Below are 19,710 nucleotides of genomic sequence, written 5' to 3' on the forward strand. Positions count from 1 at the left end.
CCTTAAATTGATTAAGTTTTAATCTATTTCACATACTCAATTTCTTCCATGCCAATCACTGTTTTCAGTTCGGATTGGCATTTTTTCCTCTCATAAAAAGTCTTTTATTTATGAATCAACAATCATGGCGACCATTTTTAATGGTTAGCCTAGCTTTGTGTATTGGAACAATTGGGACAGCTTTAGCTAGCCCACTTTACCCGATCTATCAGCAATTATGGCAACTGCTACCCAGCCATATTACCTATATTTTTGTGGCATATATGTTTGGTTGTTTAACCACTTTACTTTTTCTAGGACGTAGCAGTAATAGTTTTGGTTATATTCGCACCTTACAAATCGGTCTATTTTTTGCCATTTTGGGTTTAAGTATTTCTGTTTTTGCCGCTCATGCCTATATCTTAGGTTTAGGTCGTTTTATCATTGGGATTGCATCTGGGTTGATTAGCACCTCGGCAATGTTGGGTTTGATCTATACCATCCCTGACTCACATAAAGCCTCTGCGGCACAACTGAGCTCAATTATTACAGTCTTAGGTTTTGGTTTAGGTCCATTTATTGGTGGCACAATTGCCCAATTTTCCAAATATCCCTTAGTCACGCCTTATTTGCCTGTGATCGTTGCTGCAATACTCAGCTTAATCAGTTTATTTAGTTTAAAAACAGTAAATACGGCAAAACAAAAATTTAACATGGCACCGCATCTGGAATTACCAGAGCCACAGTTTAAAAAACTATTTTATATCACCAGTTTTAGCGCATTTTGTGCCTTTGGTTCTTTTAGCTTATTTGCCTCGCTTGCGCCTTCGTTTATTAAAGATGTGATTCCTTGGCATGGTCCAATGATGAGTGGCGCAACCATTGCCAGTATTTTATTGGTGTCTGCTGCTGCACAATTTATCGTGAAATCTATGCCGATGCATAAAGCATTAAATCTTGGTTTGAGCATGCTCATCATCAGTTATGTGGTTTTAGCTGTCTGTATGCTTATGCATTGGAGTGTATTATTTTTTGTCAGTGTCATTTTTGTGGGAATGGGGCATGGCATGAGTTTATTGGGTGCTTTTGCTTTGATTCACCACATGACCAAAGTGGAAAATCGTGCTGCGGTGGTGTCCACATATTTATTTTTAGCGTACTTAGGAACGATTGTGCCAATCATTGGCGCTGGATATGTGTCTGATCATTTTGGGTTCACTACAGGCGTACTTTCCTTTTGTGTAAGTGTCGGCTTACTCTGTATTTATTTATTAATTTCACATTTAAAAATAAAAACATTTTAAACAAATAGGTAGGCGAAATGCCTACCTTGTTATTTTACAAATTCAACTTTGACCACATCAATATCTGTTGGTTTATAACGATGTGTGTCTACTTCACCTAAGACTTTCACCACAGTCCCTTGTTTAAGTTGTGCTGCAGATGCGAGTTTTTTATCAATTTCAACGGTAATACTCCCCGTAGCATCTTTTAACTCATAATGTTCGTCTTTGACTTGGCGCTGAATTGTTCCAGTTAACATGACTGCAGTTTCATCAGCAGTTTGTAATGCTTCGGCAATTGTGATCGGATGCTTTTGTGCAGCATCAATAATGCGTTGATCATCACTACTTGCCCAAACATTTGCAGTTAATGCCATAACGATGACAGAAAAAAGAAAAGAAGATTTTTTCATGTTTGATACTCATCTCTAAATATTCGTTCATCAGCTTAAAGTAATCATTTGTCGCTGTAAAATGAGCTTACATAAAACTAAGTTTTGATAAAGAAAGCTGACATTCAGTCAGCTTCCTATAAGATTAGATCAATTTTGGTTGTAGCTGATCTTTGATGTCTTGGATTTGTTTTCTCAAGTGCGGTTTGACTACTTTTCCATAATAAATCAAATTACGGCTTGCTAAACTTGCACAATCAGAAGCCTGATTAAACTGTCGACATAATAGATTTAATCGGCTAGATAAATCGAAATTAAGTTCCACTAACGGAAACGTCAACATGCTAATCCATTGATGAATTTCTTCCTCGATCCAAAGTAATCGTTTAGAAATCTTGATACTTTTTGGAAATAAATCATGTGCCATCAGGATTTTTATTTCTGAAGTATTCAGCCCGGTTCTTTGTTGCACTTGTTTTTGACAAATCAAAAGTGAATTTGTGTTTTGCTTAGTTTTAGATATCGTCATCTAAACATTCTCCAATTATGGAAATGCCTAGACACAAAAATAGAAAAATTAGAATGTTTAAGTTTTTAAACTAAGTTTTATCAGTGGGATAGAGTTTACAGCACTATTCAATACGTTCAGTAAGACACAAGGAAGCGTATTTGTAAGTAAACAAGATGTTTACTTTAAACCAAAGGTTCACTATAGTTCTACCTATAGACTAATTTTAATTAGTCATATAAAACTTGTTTTTAAGCTGTTATACATTTCTAAAGTTCCTTTAGGTTTGTGCCTGTCACGGCGGTTTAAAAGGATTGGCAATAGGAAAGGTCGAAGATTCCCAAAGCCACTAGTTCCATAAAGAGGGTCAAGTAAGGTCGAATTTACTTGGCTCTTTATACTCATTGATTGCTTTTGCATTTATACAACTCAATGAACTTTCTGCAACTTTACGGTAAAATTTACGGAGCGACAAGCCATCTTAAGAACAAGTGCGTTAAATGTTGTCGAGCACTATCATCAATTCAAACACTTTTAATAATATTGTTATTCAAATTTGAATGTTTATATTTCAAACTAAAATAAATACTCTTATTTATCCAAGTTTTTGACTTAATTACTAAAAAAATATAGAAAATTCTATATAAGTTGTTCACTTTACTGAACATTTTATTCAAAAATGAATAAATTTAGTACGAATTAATAGTGCTGTTATTAACTTAAAAGCTTACAATTAATTACAATTTATCTTCTTTAAGTCTAATTGTTACATTAATGAATTACTATTAAAATAAAAAGCATTAAGCTATTAAAATTTAATACTTTTTATTCAAAATAATTATGATTTATGTTTTTAAAACATCATTTCCCGATACAAAACGATCCAAAAATCACACCTAACAAATCATCTGCACTAAAGTCACCTGTGATCTCACCCAAAGCATTTTGCGCCAAACGCAAAGACTCAGCGACCAACTCTCCAGCCTGATACACCACAAGTTGCTCATGTGCCTCTGCCAAATACTGCTGAGTGCGCTTCATTGCGTCCAAATGACGAGTTCGTGCGATAAAGGCATCTTCTTCAGGTTGAAAGCCTGCATGTGCTGTAATCGCATCTATGAGCGCTTGAACGCCTGTTTCTTGTTTGGCAGATACTGTGATATGACGAAAACCTTCAAAATCGCTCAATTCAGCAGTTTGATTGGTCAAATCACATTTATTTCCAATCAACATCAAACGTTTCGGTTCTAAATGATCAGCAAAATATTCCTGTGCCAAAGCCAAAGGATTTTCTCCTTGACTCAAGTCATAGACCAAAAGCAATAAATCTGCTTGCTCGATCTCTTTGATAGCACGACGAATACCTTCTTTTTCCACGACATCGCCAGTTTCACGTAAACCTGCGGTATCGGTTAAAGTGATCGGTAAACCATTTAAAGTAATTTTTTCATGTAAAACATCACGGGTTGTCCCTGCAATGTCGGTCACAATAGCACGCTCAATACCCGCCAAAGCATTCAATAAAGAGGATTTACCTGCATTCGGCTTACCAGCGATGACCACTTGTAAACCTTCACGCAAGAGTTGCCCCTGACGTGCAGAAGTTTGGACTTCTGTCACCGATGCCTGCACCCCTTCAAGCAATGCTAAAATTTTGCCATCTGCCAAAAAGTCGATTTCCTCTTCAGGAAAATCAATTGCCGCTTCCACATGCAAACGTAAATGAATCAAGTTTTGTAAAACAGCATTCACTTTGTTAGAAAATGCACCTTGCAAAGAACGCACCGCAGAGCGCGCAGCGGCTTGTGACGTTGCATCAATCAAATCGGCAATCGCTTCGGCTTGTACCAAATCCATTTTGCCATTTTCAAAGGCACGCATGGAAAATTCGCCTGCTTTAGCAGCCGTTGCACCAAGTTCCAACAAACGAGCAAGCAAGGCATTTTGAATGACTGGCCCACCATGTCCTTGTAACTCAACAACATCCTCACCTGTAAATGAGTGCGGATTTGGGAAGCAAATCACCAAGCCTTCATCCATGACTTCATTTTTTTCGTCCATAAACTGACGAAAACCTGCAAAACGTGCTTTCGGCAAAGTTTTGCCTGTTAATGCTTCAGCAATGGCATATGCTTTCGGACCAGACAGACGAATGACCCCCACACCACCACGTCCAGGAGGCGTTGCGATTGCTGCAATGGTGCTTTGGGATACTACATTCGTCATGTAAAGTCTCTATTATCTAATCAATAAAAAAATCCGCCTAAGATTACCATCTTAAGCGGATTTAATCAGCTATTGCTTAATTTTTTAAACTTAAGCTGCTTCTCGTTTTAAACGATCTTTTTCAACAGATTTGTTGATAAACCATTGTTGTAAAATCGTGATCGAGTTGTTCACAATCCAGTAAAGCACAAGACCAGCAGGGAAGAACAGCATAAATACTGTAAACATGATCGGCATGATCTTAAATACTTTGGCTTGCATTGGATCAGCAGGTTGTGGGTTCAAACTTTGTTGAACAAACATCGTCACGCCCATGATCAATGGCAAGATGAACCAAGGATCCATCGCTGACAAATCTTGAATCCAGAGCATCCACGGTGCATGGCGAAGTTCTACAGACTCCATCAATACCCAATACAATGCTAAGAAAATTGGCATTTGTAGCAATAGCGGTAAACAACCAGAAAGTGGGTTGACTTGTTCACGTTTGTAAAGCGCCATCATTTCTTGCGAGAAACGCATACGGTCTTCACCAAATTCTTCTTTCATGCGTTGCATTTCAGGTGCGATCACACGCATTTTCGCCATAGAGCGATAGCTCTTAGACGACAACGGCCAAAGAATCAATTTTACTAAAATGGTGAGTAAAATAATTGACCAACCCCAGTTGCCTACAACGTTATGGAACATTTGTAAGCCCATGAACAAGAGTTTCGCAATCGGCCACAACCAACCATAATCTACAGTTTGGTTCAAACCTACGGCTAAGTCCTTCAATTCAGACTGAATTTTTGGTCCTGCATAGAAGGTTGCATCAATGCTCATCGCTTTACCAGCAGGAACATTAATAGTTGGAGAGGTAAACCCGATGATATTCATACCATCTGCTGATTTACGTGACTCTAATTTTGCAGTGTATTCTTGACCGCCAAAATGACCTGGAATCCAAGCACTCACAAAATAGTGCTGAACCATCGCCACCCAACCGCCTTTGGCTTGTTGATCAAGCTTTTCTTCAGTGAAGTTGGCAAATTTAAGCTTGTTATAATGTTCGTCAGGCGTTCCCCAAGCACCACCTAAGAATGTACCTAAAGTGAAAATACCTTGGTCAGACTTACCTGGGTCTTCTGAGTTGTCACGTTTGAGTTGACCAAACATTTGACCTTGCCAATTTTGTGCGCTGCGGTTGACTACCTGATAGCTCACTTCAATTGGGTAATTACCTTGCTTAAAGTTAAAGCTTTTAATGATTTCCACACCATCAGCAGTCTTGAAAACCATTGGTACCGTTAAAACTTTCGCAGTTTTACCATCTTTATCTTTAACATCTTTTAAGTCTGCTAAAGTATATGCAGTCTTTTCAAACTCATAATTTGGACGACCAGCACGACTACTGTCTGGACCATTTAAGCCAATTAAGCCTGATTGTGCGACATAGGTACGTTTGCTATCACTTTCAAGCATGACAAACGGCTCATCGCTGTTTTTGCTTTGATCATGATTGAGTAATTCAATACGCACAATATCACCACCTTTAGGGCTAATCCAAAGATGATAAAGGTCAGTTTGTACTGAAATCAGTTGTTGATTTGCGGTTGCTGGTGCAGTTGTCGGTTGTTGTGCAGCAGCAATATTTGCTTGCGGAACATCGCTAGAAGCCGCAGTCGTTTGACCATTTGGCAAATCGGCAGAAACATCATGCGCTACCACAGCCGCAGGCTGCGTTTTGGTAGTATCTGCATGACCATAATCTTTTTGCCAAGCCAAAATGAGCAAATATGCGACGACAAACATGGCCCCGAGAATTGCAAACCTGGCCCATTGTTGCATATCTATTACCCCAAGTGGTTAGAGTGATGTTGGTTCGTAAAACGTTCACGCAAGGGTACAGCAACATGAAACGTTTGAGAATCTATTTGCTGAAATGAAATAAAACGAATTGCTTTTTTAGGCACAGGATCATAACCAAATCCTCCCCAAGGGTGACAGCGGCAAATGCGTTTCGTCGCAAGCCAACTCCCTTTAAAGGCACCATGAATATGGATCGCTTCTAACGAATATTGAGAACAAGTTGGAATATAACGACAACGAGGTCCAATGAGAGGACTAATCGCAATTTGATAGAAACGTATCAACCAATGCAATATACGAACCATTGGCTTTCTCTAATTTTGAGGAGAAGAAATTGCTATTTTATGGTGCTTTTTAACAAGACGTTGCAATTTCTGCCATGCAAACTGTAACTGCTGATGTAATTCAGCATTAGGGATTGCTTCTATACCAACTTTAGGCATAACAACAATATCTAATAAGTCAATATTTTGCTGATTTAGGCGAAAACTTTCACGCGCCAAACGTTTTATTCGATTTCTTTCATGTGCACGGCGCACTTTTTTCTTAGCAACAACGATACCCAAACGGCTTTTAGGCTGTTCGGTTACTTTTGCTAAAAATAAGAAATGGGGTTGATGCACTTTAAAAAGCGCACCATCAAATACACTTTTGTAATCTGCAGCACAGTGGATTCTCACCGCTGGACTGAAACTATAAAGTGACATAACACCCAAATCGTATAACTTGACTGTTTATAAAATTAAACAGTTAAGCTATGACGACCTTTTGCACGACGGCGAGCTAATACTTGACGACCAGCTTTAGTAGCCATACGAGCACGGAAACCATGAACGCGTTTGCGCTTTAATTCAGATGGTTGGAATGTACGTTTCATGTTGAAACTCCAATGTTGATCTTTCTCTAAAGGTTCGCGATTGTATTGTGCATTGTTTGTTCTGTCAATGAATATAGGCTTTTCTCTGCATTTTTTTATATTTTTGGCGACCTCTAGATTTAAGAAAAAAATATATTAAATTTTCACTAAATAAGTATTCACAATTTAAGTTATTATTTTATAATGTAATAAAAATTATAAACAATCATATCCACAACTTTATCCATATGAAGGCTTGTTTTTAAATTTATAACCTTGTAGTTTTGAATTTAAATTCATAAATTGCGGTTATCCACATCTTGAGTCGACCTTATAAATAAATTCAAATTTATAAATTTAAATTTATTATTATTAGTACGCTATTTTCTTGAGGAAAACTCATTTTTAATTTTTAAAAATATAAACTTACATTGTGAATAACTTTGGTTTTTAAGTATTGATAGATTGTGGATAAGTTTAAGGTTTATTTTATCCACAGCTTGTGGTAAAACTTATCCACAAGACGTTTAAATTTAAATTTATTTGCGGAAAGTCTTTTTTTTAAACGATTTGCTTTGAATTAGTCATGACAGATGTGGATAACTTGGTTAGAATGGCGACCCCCATATCGCTGGGTCATCTTTTTTAAATTTAAATAAAGGAGTTTCACATGCTTTGGACAGACTGCTTAAATCGCTTGCGACAAGAGCTCTCTGATAATGTCTTTGCCATGTGGATTCGTCCTTTGGTTGCAGATGAGACAGACGATACGTTAAAGCTATATGCACCCAATCCTTATTGGACACGCTATATCCAAGAGCATCATCTGGAACTGATCACCATTCTGGCGGAGCAACTTTCTGAAGGGCGTATTCGTAAAGTTGAAATTTTGGTCGATTCCCGTCCGGGTGCTATTTTGTCGGCAGCTGAGCAGCCTGCCACGACAACTGCTGCGTTAGAGAGTACACCTGTCGTAAATACAAGTACTAAATCTAAAAAAGACAAAGAGTCAGAACTTGTTGCAACGAAAAGTGCGAAAAAGAAATTATTAAACCCATTGTTTACTTTTGCATTGTTTGTGGAAGGGCGATCTAACCAAATGGCGGCAGAAACCTGTCGTAAAGTGCTTACGCAACTCGGTGAATCACAACATAATCCATTATTTTTATATGGGCCTACAGGTCTAGGTAAAACCCATTTGATGCAAGCAGTTGGCAATGCATTATTGCAAGCAAAACCGAATGCGCGTGTCATGTACATGACTGCTGAAAGTTTTGTCCAAGATTTTGTCAGTTCGTTACAAAAAGGCAAAGTTGAAGAATTTAAGAAAAATTGTCGTTCCTTAGATTTGCTTTTGGTGGATGATATTCACTTATTGGCAGGTAAAGAAGCGAGTTTGGTAGAGTTTTTCTATACTTTCAATGCTTTATTAGATGAATCAAAACAAATTATTTTGACTTCGGATCGTTATCCTAAAGAACTTACAGAGCTAGATCCTCGTTTAGTTTCTCGTTTTTCTTGGGGCTTATCGGTTGGGGTTGAACCACCAGACATTGAAACTCGTATCGAAATTTTACTGAAAAAAGCCGAAAGCAATGGCATTGATTTACCAAGAAATTGTGCTTTATTTATCGCTCAACAAGTGGTTGCTAACGTGCGAGAGTTGGAAGGTGCTTTAAACAAAGTTGTAGCAATTTCACGTTTTAAAGGTTCAGCGATTGATTTGGATGTGGTACGTGAATCGTTAAAAGATGTACTCGCTATTCGTGCGCGCACCATCAGCACTGAAAATATTCAGCGTGTGGTCAGTGAATATTTCCGTATTCCACTCAAAGAATTGGTAGGACCAAAACGCACACGAATCTATGCACGTCCTCGTCAGTTGGCAATGGGCTTGGCACGTGAACTGACAGGAGATAGCTTTCCTGAGATCGGCATGGCATTTGGTGGGCGTGACCATAGCACGGTGATGCATGCGTGTGAAAAAGTGCAAAGCTTGTGTAATGAAGACCCGATTTTTAATGAGGATTATAAAAACCTCATGCGCTTACTTCAAAGTTAATTTTTGATCAAACTCTGTTCTTGCAATGCGGTATAATCTACCGCATAGTACAGGGCTAAAAACTATATTATTATTTACCCATCTTCAATTTTAGAGTTTAGAGGAATTCCACCGTGCGTTTGAAAATCGCGAAAGAGAGCTTACTCAATGTTTTATCGAATGTGGTTGGCGCAGTTGAACGCCGCCATACTTTAAACATTCTTTCAAACGTTAAAATCCAAGCAACTGAGCAAGCTTTGACGATTACTGGTTCAGACTTGGAAGTGGAGTTGGTTGCAAGTACCACCCTTGCTGAAGGGGCTTGTATTCAAGCAGGACAAACCACTGTGCCTGCACGTAAGCTTATGGATATTTGTAAATCTTTGCCTACAGCAGCACTAATTGATTTACAAATCACTGAAGATCAGCGTTGTATCCTAAAATCTGGCAATAGTCGCTTTGTCTTAGGGACTTTACCTGCTGAAGATTATCCATTATTGACCACAGAAAATAGTCAAGGTACGCAAGTTCAAGTGACTGAACGAGAGTTAAAGCGTTTATTTGAAAAAACTGCTTTTGCAATGGCAGTACAAGATGTACGTTTTTATTTAACGGGTACTTTACTTGAAATTGATCAAAATCAATTACGTGCAGTGACTACAGATGGTCATCGTTTGGCAATGTGTGAAACATTGGCTGAATCTACTGCAACGCAATTGGTACAAGCAATTGTGCCACGTAAGGCAGTTGCTGAATTACAACGTTTACTCAGTATTGAAGATGATCAATTGACGTTATTGATTGGTCGTGAATTGTTAAATGTGACGATTCAAGCACCAAGCCGTGACAAAGAGCAAGGTGATATCACAGTACGTTTCACCACCAAACTCATTGATGGAAAATTTCCAGATTATCGCCGTGTGATTCCACGTGGTGGTGACAAAAATGTGTTGATTGCACATGATGTATTTAAACAATCTTTACAGCGTGTGGCGATTCTAAGTAATGAAAAATTACGTGGTGTATTCTTAAATTTCAATGCGGATTCTTTGCAATTACGTGCCAATAACCCAGAGCAAGATGAAGCAGTTGAAGATTTGGCGATCCAATACAACAACACACCGATGGAAATGTCCTTTAATGCGCAATATATTTTAGAGGTATTGGGTGTTTTAGATGGTGATGATGTGTCGATGACCATGACGGAAGCAAACCAGTCCGTATTGGTACAAGATCCAACCCAAGACAACCAAACTTATGTTGTCATGCCAATGCGTGTCTAATAACGTACAACGTTTAATATCATGCACATTATACGGCTTAATATACAGCGTGTTCGAAATCTAAAAACGGTTGCACTCCATGAGTTGCAGCCGTTTAATGTCTTTTATGGCAAAAATGGTTCAGGTAAAACTTCTGTTTTAGAGGCGATTCATTTACTGGCGACAGGGCGCTCGTTCCGAACGCATATGCCAAAACATTACATTCAAAATGAAACTGCTGATGCTTTGGTTTTTGCACAATCTACAACTGAAAAGATCGGGATGCAAAAACTACTCAGTGGTGAACAAGTGATTAAGGTCAATGGTGACTCGGTCGCCACCCAAGGACAGTTGGCTAAAATTCTACCTTTGCAACTTATCGATCCTTTAAGTACCGATATTATTGATCATGGGGCAAAACCTAGACGGCAATTGCTCGATTGGCTTATGTTTCACGTGGAACCTGATTTTTATCATGCGTGGCAATATTATTCACGAGCTTTAAAACAGCGAAATAGTTTACTAAAAACACAGCGTAACCTGAGTTTAAGTGATCTAGAACCATGGAATAAAATGCTGAGCGAATACGGTGAAATTTTACATTCACAGCGCATAGAAATCGTTGAACAATGGAAAACCTATTTGGCTGAAGATTTGGCAATGCTATTGCCAAACTTATGTATAGAAATGGAATATAGCGCAGGGTTCCATGTGGAACATGGTTTGGCTCAGGACTTGATTCAATACCATCAAAAAGATGTAGAGCGGCGCTATACCGAGTATGGTCCGCATCGGGCAGACTTGCGTTTAAAAACCCCAACAGGGGATGCAGATGTAGTGTTGTCTAGAGGACAAAAGAAGTTACTCATCATGGCATTAAAACTGTCACAAATTGCCATGTTACATGCCTGTAATAAGGAAACTGTGGTATTATTAGATGATGTGACAGCAGAATTAGATTTAACTGCACAACAGCGTTTAATTGAACGATTAAGCCAACTTGGAAGTCAGGTTTTTTTGACGACTTTGGATCAAGATTCAGTAAAAAAACATTTACATGATTTGTCTATTTCCTACCAATTATTCAATGTTGATAACGGTCAAGTTCAACGTGTTGTGCCATGATTTTTTATTTTACGCTAATTCATTTAGACCTATTTTTCACTAGGGAGAAACCATGAGTTCAGAAGATCAAATCGCTTCTCAAACAGATCCAACCACTGAAAAGGCTTATGATTCCTCTAGTATCAAAGTATTACGTGGTCTAGACGCAGTTCGTAAGCGTCCCGGAATGTATATTGGTGATACAGATGATGGTTCAGGCTTGCACCATATGGTGTTTGAAGTCGTTGATAACGCCATTGATGAAGCTTTAGCAGGTCACTGTGATGAAATTGTCGTAACCATTCATGAAGATGAATCTGTCAGTGTGTCAGACAATGGACGTGGTATTCCAACAGATATTCACCCTGAAGAGGGGGTATCTGCGGCAGAAGTGATTTTAACCATTCTGCATGCAGGCGGTAAGTTTGATGATAACAGTTATAAAGTGTCGGGCGGTTTGCATGGTGTTGGTGTTTCAGTAGTCAATGCTTTATCGAGCAAATTAGAACTGACCATTCAACGTGCAGGACATATTCACCAACAAGAATATAAACATGGTGATCCCGTTTATCCATTAAAAATTATTGGTGATACAGAACTGACAGGAACCACTGTACGTTTTTGGCCAAGTGCGGAAACATTCAGCCAAACGATTTTTAATGTTGATATTTTAGCGCGCCGTTTGCGTGAACTTTCATTCTTAAATGCGGGTGTGCGTATCATTTTACGTGATGAGCGTATCCATGCTGAGCATATTTTTGATTTTGAAGGTGGTTTATCTGAGTTTGTAAAATATATTAACCAAGGTAAAACCCATCTCAATGATATTTTTCATTTCACATCACAAATTCCAGAGTCGGGGATTACTGTTGAAGTGGCTTTGCAGTGGAATGACAGCTATCAAGAAAATGTGCGTTGTTTTACCAATAATATTCCACAAAAAGATGGTGGTACGCATTTAGCTGGTTTCCGTGCGGCATTAACACGTGGTTTGAACCAATATCTTGAAAGTGAAAATATTCTTAAGAAAGAAAAAGTTGCGGTCACAGGTGATGATGCACGTGAAGGCTTGACTGCAATTGTATCTGTGAAAGTGCCTGATCCAAAATTCTCATCTCAAACCAAAGAAAAGTTGGTATCGAGTGAAGTAAAACCTGCAGTTGAGCAGGCGATGAATAAATCATTCTCTGAATATTTATTGGAAAATCCACAAGCTGCTAAATCGATTGCAGGTAAAATCATTGATGCAGCGCGTGCCCGTGATGCAGCGCGTAAAGCACGTGAAATGACACGTCGTAAAAGTGCTTTAGATATTGCAGGCTTACCGGGTAAATTGGCAGATTGCCAAGAGAAAGATCCAGCATTATCTGAACTTTACTTAGTCGAGGGTGACTCTGCGGGCGGTTCTGCAAAACAAGGTCGTAACCGTAAGATGCAAGCGATTTTGCCGTTGAAAGGTAAAATCCTTAACGTAGAACGCGCACGTTTTGACAAGATGATTTCTTCGCAAGAAGTCGGTACTTTGATCACAGCATTAGGTTGTGGTATTGGGCGTGAAGAATACAATCCTGATAAATTGCGTTATCACAAAATCATTATCATGACCGATGCGGACGTGGATGGTTCACATATTCGTACGTTATTATTGACCTTCTTCTTCCGTCAAATGCCTGAGCTTGTAGAGCGTGGTCATATTTATATTGCACAACCACCATTATACAAGTTGAAAAAAGGTAAACAGGAACAGTACATCAAAGACAATGAGGCATTGGAAACTTTCCTCATTTCAAATGCGATTGATGAATTAGAGTTACATATCAGTGCAGACGCCCCTGCAATTCGTGGTGAAGCGTTGGCAAATGTGATTGCAGATTATCAAACTTCTCAAAAGAGTTTGCAGCGTTTGACCGTACGTTATCCTGCAACTTTATTGGATGGTTTATTGGGCTTGGATGCATTTAAGCTTGATCAAAATAACGATCAAAATTATGTGAAAGAATGGGCGGAAAAATTACGTGTAGCGATTGAAACTGCACAACCAAGTTTACGTCCAGAATTTAGCCTTGAAAGTTTTGATCGTGAAGATCCAGAAGGTATTCGCTCAACGGTTTATTTCCCACGTATGACTATTTATGTGCATAATTTGCCACATCATTATTTACTTGATGCTGGTTTATTAGGTTCAGGTGAATATATTCGTTTGCTGAAAAACTCGAAAAGTTGGTTTACCTTGCTTGAAGATGGTGCTTATTTACAAAAAGGTGAGCGCAAAATTAATGTATCCAACTTCCACCAAGTTTGGCAACATATTCTTTCTGATTCACGCCGTGGCATGATGATCCAACGCTATAAAGGTTTGGGTGAAATGAATGCGGAACAGCTTTGGGAGACCACTATGGATCCTGAAAACCGTAATATGCTGCAAGTGACTGTGGATGATGCAATCGAAGCAGATCGTATGTTTGCATGTTTAATGGGGGATGATGTTGAACCTCGCCGTGCATTTATTGAAGAAAATGCTTTAAATGCAGATATTGATGCTTAATTAATTTCTTTGTATTGAAGTTTTATATCCCTTTGAATATTAATATTCAAAGGGATTTTTTTATCTTTTGTATCTATCTTTAGAATCTTTGTATATTCATGATTTTTTTATAAAAATGACTTATTTTTATGTCACTATTGTTTTTTAGATAATAGTATATAAATCAAGAGGCTAGAATTATGGATAATCAGTTGGAACATACCCGTGATATTTGGGTAAATGCCTTTTTTACAGGTAATTATGAAGTCTTGACTCAGTATGAAGATGAGCATTTTAAGGTGATTTATGAGCAAGAAGGGCGTGTAGAAAGTAATTTTACCCGCTATGAGAAGATTGCACATGCTGTCAAAAATGGCGTGTGGAAACCGCAAAAACCCAATGTTCAAAGTGAAGATTATGAGTTTAATCGTGATCAAACTGCATGTTTGGTACAAATTCATTTAGAAGATGAAAGTACAGTTATTCAAGAAAAATGGATATTTCAAGAAGATTGGAAAATTACTGAATTAAGATTTTGTGAAATGGAAAATAGTGCCAGATCATGATATTGAGCATAGTCAAAACAGCACCTTAAATGGAATTTTTAAGGTGCTTTTTTGTTGAAAATAAGACTTAAAAACAATAGTAAATTGATTTAAAAATAATCAAAAAATCTGAAATAAACTGTGGATAACTTTAAAATATCTAGTTAAAATAGCCAAAAATGAACAAAATCATTAAGCAAAAATCTAAAAAAATGAACTTTTTCTTCTGTAAGTATATCGGGTAATTGTAAGTTTTAAGTAGTAATATTTTGAATTTAAAAATATGTGATGGTTGCTTGTGGATAAAATTAATAAATTTAAATTGAAGGAAAGGATAAGTGGTTTTTATTAATATGTTTTATCAATAAACGAAATATTTTCTATATTGGTATTTTAAATATGTTCCACGGATTTAAAATTAAAACATAACTAAAAGTTATGTATTGGGTTTTTATAATTTCAACAAGATTTATAGTATTGAAATACATAGAAAATAAATTATTTTTTAGAGTAAATCCTAATACTTGGAAAATAAAAAGAGAAAGCAGTTCAAAAATACTTTCTCTAGATAAATAACTATTTATAAAAGATTAGTCATCAAAAGAGCTTTCTAGTTCTTCGAGTTCCATCATTAGTTCAAGCATTTGTTCTTCTGATTGCTCAAGTTTATTTTTTAGCTCAGTCTGTTCATTCATCAGTTTAAGTAAATCATCTTTACGACTGGCATCATACAGTGCTGTATCTGCAAGAGATGTTTCAATTTCTGCTAAACGTGGCTGAATTTTACCGATTTGAGCTTCTATTTTCTCGATATTTTTACGAATAGGGCGGGTTTGTTCACGGCGTTGAGCTGCTAATTTGCGTTGAGCCTCTTTATCGACTTTGGAAACTTGGGGCTTTACTTCAACTTGTGATTGCAAAGGAGCAGCAGCTTGCTGACCATTTTTCATCATTTCAGCACGTGCTTGACGTAACCAAACTGCATAATCTTGCAAGTCACCATCAAATTCTTTGCTTTGACCATTGTGGACTAAGATGAGTTCATCACAGACAGATGCGATCAATTGACGTTCGTGTGACACTAGAACCACAGCACCTTCAAAATCTTGCAATGCCATCGTTAAAGCATGACGCATGTCTAAGTCTAAATGGTTAGTTGGCTCATCTAGGATCAGCACATTGGGTCTTAACCAAACAATCAGTGCCAAAGCTAAACGCGCACGTTCACCGCCTGAAAAACTTTCACTTGGTGTATCCATGCGTTCACCGCTAAAACCAAAACTCCCTAAGAATGAACGTAAAGTTGCTTCACTAATTTTAGGATCAGCAATACGTGCCAATTGCAGCATTGGGCTAGCGTTACCATCGAGTGCATCCATTTGATGCTGTGCAAAATAGCCAATATTCAATAATTCTGAAGGCTTGCGGATCCCTTGGATTAAAGCCAAATCACCAACTAGAGATTTAATTAAAGTTGATTTACCAGCACCATTCATTCCCAATAAACCAATGCGACTGCTTGGAGTAATTTGTAAATTAACATTGGTCACAATGAGTTTGTCGCCATAGCCAATATCGGCATGTTCTAATGTCAATAAAGGTGAGCTCATTTTACTTGGCTCACGGAAACTAAAGGTAAATGGTGTATCTACATGCGCAGGTGCAAGTTCTTGCATACGCTCAAGTTGTTTAATTCGGCTTTGTGCTTGACGGGCTTTGGTGGCTTTGGCTTTAAAACGATCAATAAATTTTTGTAAATGTGCTTTGGCTTCTTCTTGTTTTTCAAATGCTTGTTGTTGTTGTGCTAAGCGTTCTGCACGTGTAATTTCAAAAGTTGAATAATTACCTGTATATAAGGTTAATTCTTGATTTTCAATATGCAAAATATGGTCAGTAATCGCATCTAAAAAATCGCGGTCATGTGAAATTAAAATCAAAGTACCTTCATAGGCTTTTAACCAATCTTCTAACCATAAAATAGCATCTAAATCCAAATGGTTAGTCGGTTCATCAAGCAAGAGTAAATCTGAACGGCTCATCAAGGTACGTGCCAGATTGAGGCGCATACGCCATCCACCTGAAAAACTCGATACCAAAAGTTCAGATTGATGCTCAAAAAAGCCTAAACCAGCCATCAGTTGTGATGCTTTGGATGGGGCAGAATAGCCATGAATTTCATCAAAACGACTATATAAATGAGCTAAATCAGTATCACTCAAATCTTTAGGATCATTGAGTTTATGTTGAATTTGCCAGTATTCCTCATCACCAGACAGTACAAAATCAATCGCTTTCATATCTAAGGCTTTGATTTCTTGAGCCATGTGCGCCACTGTCCACACATTTGGACGTGTAAGACGACCACTGTCAGATTCTATTCCACCTAATAATGCAGAAAAGAGTGTTGATTTACCTGCACCATTGACCCCAGTTAAACCAATTTTCCAACCTGGATGAAGTTGCATCGATGCTTTTTGGAATAAAACACGTCCGCCACGGCGTAATGAAAGTTGTTCTAACTGAATCATGAATAAAAACTATACTGGTAAATAGATGTGCTATTTTAATGGATAAATCAGCTTGTACCAAAGCAATAAAACTTTTACTGGATATTTAGTGAGAAAAGTAGCAAGGATTTTACTGCTTTCGTCTAAAAACTTAGATAAATATACATAAATTAATTTTTTTGTGATACAAGTCTTGGTTAAAACGGGATGAAAATTTAAAAAGGAGAAATCGTCTGTGTTTAAAATAAAAACTTTGTACTCAGCGACACTTTTAACCTGCATGTTGGCGCTACCAAGTTTAGCGCAAGCCAAACAAAACGTGTGTGTGTTTGATTTACTTGGAAAAGCAGGCGAGTCTTATAAACTCATGGAAGAATGGGCATTGGCTGCAAAAGGGTGGGGGGCAAATGTTAATCTGATTGCCTATAGATCAGAAGACCAAGCAGATAAAGATTTCAGAACTGATAAGTGTGATGCTGTGGCAATGACCTCTATGCGTTCACGAAAATATAATAAATTTGGTGGATCAATTGATGCGCTTGGGGGAGTTCCATCAAATGAGATTGCCAATAAAGCTATCATTTATGCTTTAGATAAACGTAATGCTAAGCGTTTGGTGTCTAGCCAAAATGGTGTGAAATACGAACTTGTAGGGATTAGCCCTTTAGGAATTGCGTATATTTTTGTTCGTGATCGTGCTGTGAATACACTTCAAAAAGCCAAAGGCAAAAAATTTGCTTATTTACATTATGATGATGCCCAAAAAATGGCTGTTCAACAAGTCGGCTCCGTAGGTGTTCCTTCAGATATTTCTAATTTTGTGAAAAAGTTTAATGACGGACAAGTGGATGCAATTGCAGCACCTGTTTATGCGTTTAGACCTTTGGAAATTTATAAAGGTTTGGGTGATAAAGGCGCAATGTTCACTTTTCCTGTGGTGAATGTGACTGCAGATTTAATTATCAAGCCTGACCAATTTCCACTGGGTTTTGGGGAAAAATCACGTGCATGGTCAGTCCAACAATTGCCAAAAATGTTTAAGAAAATTCAACGAATGGAAGCAGATATTCCTGCTAAATATAAACTCTCTATTTCTAAAGAAGATCAAATCACGTATCAAAAGCTGTTACGTGATGGGCGGATCGAACTGACTAAGCGTGGTGTGTATGATGCAGATATGATGTCAGTATTGAAAAGAGCACGTTGTACAGTGGATCGTACCAATTTCGAATGCTCACTAACAGGTGAATAAAATTGTATTTTAAAATATTTTAATATTTGTATAGTTCTGACATTTAAAATAAAATCCCCAATATTTTTATTGGGGATTTTATTTTAAGTATTTAAATCAATACTCAAACTGAATTAATCAACAAATGTGACTTTTGCAATGGCTTTTTTGCTGGCTTGGATAATCAAAGTCACATTTTCTTTGACCATATAACTCGCATCTACCACTTCCCAATCTACTTTAACGGCTCCACGTGAAACAGCATCTTTCGATTGTGCAGAATTTTTGGTCAAACCTGCTGCACGAAGGATAGAAATAATAGAAACCTCACCGCCAAACTCAGCACGAGAAATGGTGATTTCAGGTGTACCTTCAGGTAACTCGCCTTCAGTAATTAAATTACCCGCACCTTTATGTGCATGTTCAGCAGCTTCGCTTCCGTGAAAACGTTCAACTAACTCAAGCGCAAGAATTTTCTTAATATCTTGCGGGTTACGACCTTCTGCCATTTCTTTTAATAATACTGCGATCTCGTCTAAAGACTTAAAGCTTAATAATTCAAAATAACGTTCAATCAAGCTGTCTGGCATCGACAATACTTTTTGGTACATCGCACCTGGTGCATCAAACACACCAATATAGTTACCTAAAGATTTAGACATTTTATTCACGCCATCTAAACCTTCAAGAATAGGCACTGTGATGCACACTTGAGATTCTTGACCATAACGACCTTGTAAGGTGCGTCCCATAAGTAAGTTAAAGGTTTGGTCAGTACCGCCCATTTCTACGTCAGCTTCAAGTGCAATAGAGTCATAACCTTGAACCAATGGATATAAAAACTCATGAATTGCAATCGGCTGTTGATTGTTATAACGCTTAGTGAAGTCATCACGTTCTAACATTCGGGCAACAGTTTGTTGAGATGCCAATTGAATCAAATCTGCTGCAGTACGTTGATTAAACCATTCAGAGTTAAAACGCACTTTGGTTTTATTTGGATCAAGAATTTTAAAGACTTGTTCTTGATAAGTTTTTGCGTTGGCTTCAACTTGCTCACGAGAAAGTGGTGGACGAGTTGCACTTTTACCTGATGGATCGCCGATCATTGCGGTATAGTCACCGATCAAGAAAGTAACTTCATGACCTAGATCTTGGAATACTTTTAATTTATTGATCAATACAGTATGACCAAAATGCAAGTCTGGTGCTGTCGGGTCAAAGCCTGCTTTAATTTTTAAAGGGCGATTTTCTTTAAGTTTCTTTAATAGATCCTCTTCAGAAATAATTTCATGGGTGCCTCGTTGGATGAGGGCGAGTTGTTCTTCCGCAGGAAGGAAATTAGACATCACAAAATCCAATACATCAGTTATCTCATTTGTGCGATATACTAACATTTTT

The 19,710-nt window shown here is 37.7% G+C and carries 16 protein-coding genes; 7 read left to right on the plus strand and 9 right to left on the minus strand.

Annotated elements, in window-relative coordinates; translation table 11 throughout:
- Positions 1-110 precede the first annotated feature (110 nt).
- Positions 111-1,283, plus strand: a complete 1,173-nt coding sequence (locus tag HUS24_RS10400) for an MFS transporter (RefSeq protein WP_173911953.1) — start codon at positions 111-113, stop codon at positions 1,281-1,283.
- 29 nt (positions 1,284-1,312) lie between these two features.
- Here HUS24_RS10400 and HUS24_RS10405 read toward each other — a convergent pair whose 3' ends face one another.
- From HUS24_RS10405 to rpmH, 7 genes are all read right to left on the minus strand, one after another.
- A complete protein-coding gene (locus HUS24_RS10405) occupies positions 1,313-1,675 on the minus strand; it encodes a NirD/YgiW/YdeI family stress tolerance protein (RefSeq protein WP_173911954.1) in 363 nt (120 codons plus the stop codon).
- 124 nt (positions 1,676-1,799) lie between these two features.
- Positions 1,800-2,183 (minus strand): AlpA family transcriptional regulator, encoded by a 384-nt coding sequence (locus tag HUS24_RS10410; RefSeq protein WP_173911955.1) that lies wholly within the window; start codon positions 2,181-2,183, stop codon positions 1,800-1,802.
- A gap of 840 nt (positions 2,184-3,023) precedes the next feature.
- Positions 3,024-4,388, minus strand: a complete 1,365-nt coding sequence (gene mnmE / locus HUS24_RS10415) for a tRNA uridine-5-carboxymethylaminomethyl(34) synthesis GTPase MnmE (RefSeq protein ID WP_173911956.1) — start codon at positions 4,386-4,388, stop codon at positions 3,024-3,026.
- A 90-nt stretch (positions 4,389-4,478) separates the two neighbouring features.
- A complete protein-coding gene (yidC, locus tag HUS24_RS10420) occupies positions 4,479-6,218 on the minus strand; it encodes a membrane protein insertase YidC (protein WP_173911957.1) in 1,740 nt (579 codons plus the stop codon).
- 5 nt (positions 6,219-6,223) lie between these two features.
- Complete coding sequence (gene yidD, locus HUS24_RS10425; RefSeq protein WP_173911958.1) at positions 6,224-6,544, minus strand: membrane protein insertion efficiency factor YidD; 321 nt, start codon at positions 6,542-6,544, stop codon at positions 6,224-6,226.
- Between the two features lie 9 nt (positions 6,545-6,553).
- Complete coding sequence (gene rnpA, locus HUS24_RS10430; RefSeq protein WP_173911959.1) at positions 6,554-6,946, minus strand: ribonuclease P protein component; 393 nt, start codon at positions 6,944-6,946, stop codon at positions 6,554-6,556.
- A gap of 35 nt (positions 6,947-6,981) precedes the next feature.
- Positions 6,982-7,116, minus strand: a complete 135-nt coding sequence (gene rpmH / locus HUS24_RS10435; RefSeq protein ID WP_000831329.1) for a 50S ribosomal protein L34 — start codon at positions 7,114-7,116, stop codon at positions 6,982-6,984.
- A 649-nt stretch (positions 7,117-7,765) separates the two neighbouring features.
- On the opposite strand from rpmH, the gene dnaA reads away from it, so the two are divergent.
- The 5 genes from dnaA (at position 7,766) to HUS24_RS10460 (ending at position 14,592) form a co-directional block, all read left to right on the plus strand.
- Complete coding sequence (dnaA, locus tag HUS24_RS10440) at positions 7,766-9,157, plus strand: chromosomal replication initiator protein DnaA (RefSeq protein ID WP_173911960.1); 1,392 nt, start codon at positions 7,766-7,768, stop codon at positions 9,155-9,157.
- Positions 9,158-9,270: 113 nt separating this feature from the next.
- Entirely contained in the window at positions 9,271-10,419 is a 1,149-nt protein-coding gene (gene dnaN, locus HUS24_RS10445) for a DNA polymerase III subunit beta (protein ID WP_173911961.1), read from the plus strand.
- Between the two features lie 21 nt (positions 10,420-10,440).
- Complete coding sequence (gene recF / locus HUS24_RS10450) at positions 10,441-11,523, plus strand: DNA replication/repair protein RecF (RefSeq protein ID WP_173911962.1); 1,083 nt, start codon at positions 10,441-10,443, stop codon at positions 11,521-11,523.
- A 52-nt stretch (positions 11,524-11,575) separates the two neighbouring features.
- Positions 11,576-14,047 (plus strand): DNA topoisomerase (ATP-hydrolyzing) subunit B, encoded by a 2,472-nt coding sequence (gene gyrB / locus HUS24_RS10455; protein WP_173911963.1) that lies wholly within the window; start codon positions 11,576-11,578, stop codon positions 14,045-14,047.
- Between the two features lie 179 nt (positions 14,048-14,226).
- Positions 14,227-14,592: a hypothetical protein gene (locus HUS24_RS10460; RefSeq protein ID WP_173911964.1), complete on the plus strand. Its 366-nt coding sequence runs from the start codon at positions 14,227-14,229 to the stop codon at positions 14,590-14,592.
- A 569-nt stretch (positions 14,593-15,161) separates the two neighbouring features.
- On the opposite strand, the gene HUS24_RS10465 is transcribed toward HUS24_RS10460, so the two are convergent.
- On the minus strand, positions 15,162-17,099 hold the full coding sequence (locus HUS24_RS10465; protein WP_173911965.1) for an ATP-binding cassette domain-containing protein: 1,938 nt from the start codon (positions 17,097-17,099) through the stop codon (positions 15,162-15,164).
- 259 nt (positions 17,100-17,358) lie between these two features.
- Here HUS24_RS10465 and HUS24_RS10470 point away from each other — a divergent pair, with 259 nt between their 5' ends.
- A complete protein-coding gene (locus HUS24_RS10470) occupies positions 17,359-18,330 on the plus strand; it encodes a putative solute-binding protein (RefSeq protein ID WP_173912544.1) in 972 nt (323 codons plus the stop codon).
- Positions 18,331-18,443: 113 nt separating this feature from the next.
- Here HUS24_RS10470 and tyrS read toward each other — a convergent pair whose 3' ends face one another.
- Complete coding sequence (gene tyrS, locus HUS24_RS10475; RefSeq protein WP_173911966.1) at positions 18,444-19,658, minus strand: tyrosine--tRNA ligase; 1,215 nt, start codon at positions 19,656-19,658, stop codon at positions 18,444-18,446.
- Between the last annotated feature and the right edge of the window lie 52 nt (positions 19,659-19,710).

This window comes from Acinetobacter sp. Marseille-Q1618, assembly GCF_902809855.1.
Classification (GTDB): Bacteria; Pseudomonadota; Gammaproteobacteria; order Pseudomonadales; family Moraxellaceae; genus Acinetobacter.

Excerpts from the sequence above, each read along its gene's own strand:
- HUS24_RS10400 (WP_173911953.1), top strand. The coding sequence starts at position 111 with ATGAATCAACAATCATGGCGACCATTTTTAATGGTTAGCCTAGCTTTG.
- HUS24_RS10405 (WP_173911954.1), bottom strand. The coding sequence starts at position 1,675 with ATGAAAAAATCTTCTTTTCTTTTTTCTGTCATCGTTATGGCATTAACT.
- HUS24_RS10410 (WP_173911955.1), bottom strand. The coding sequence starts at position 2,183 with ATGACGATATCTAAAACTAAGCAAAACACAAATTCACTTTTGATTTGT.
- mnmE (WP_173911956.1), bottom strand. The coding sequence starts at position 4,388 with ATGACGAATGTAGTATCCCAAAGCACCATTGCAGCAATCGCAACGCCT.
- yidC (WP_173911957.1), bottom strand. The coding sequence starts at position 6,218 with ATGCAACAATGGGCCAGGTTTGCAATTCTCGGGGCCATGTTTGTCGTC.
- yidD (WP_173911958.1), bottom strand. The coding sequence starts at position 6,544 with ATGGTTCGTATATTGCATTGGTTGATACGTTTCTATCAAATTGCGATT.
- rnpA (WP_173911959.1), bottom strand. The coding sequence starts at position 6,946 with ATGTCACTTTATAGTTTCAGTCCAGCGGTGAGAATCCACTGTGCTGCA.
- rpmH (WP_000831329.1), bottom strand. The coding sequence starts at position 7,116 with ATGAAACGTACATTCCAACCATCTGAATTAAAGCGCAAACGCGTTCAT.
- dnaA (WP_173911960.1), top strand. The coding sequence starts at position 7,766 with ATGCTTTGGACAGACTGCTTAAATCGCTTGCGACAAGAGCTCTCTGAT.
- recF (WP_173911962.1), top strand. The coding sequence starts at position 10,441 with ATGCACATTATACGGCTTAATATACAGCGTGTTCGAAATCTAAAAACG.
- gyrB (WP_173911963.1), top strand. The coding sequence starts at position 11,576 with ATGAGTTCAGAAGATCAAATCGCTTCTCAAACAGATCCAACCACTGAA.
- HUS24_RS10460 (WP_173911964.1), top strand. The coding sequence starts at position 14,227 with ATGGATAATCAGTTGGAACATACCCGTGATATTTGGGTAAATGCCTTT.
- HUS24_RS10465 (WP_173911965.1), bottom strand. The coding sequence starts at position 17,099 with ATGATTCAGTTAGAACAACTTTCATTACGCCGTGGCGGACGTGTTTTA.
- HUS24_RS10470 (WP_173912544.1), top strand. The coding sequence starts at position 17,359 with ATGTTGGCGCTACCAAGTTTAGCGCAAGCCAAACAAAACGTGTGTGTG.
- tyrS (WP_173911966.1), bottom strand. The coding sequence starts at position 19,658 with ATGTCTAATTTCCTTCCTGCGGAAGAACAACTCGCCCTCATCCAACGA.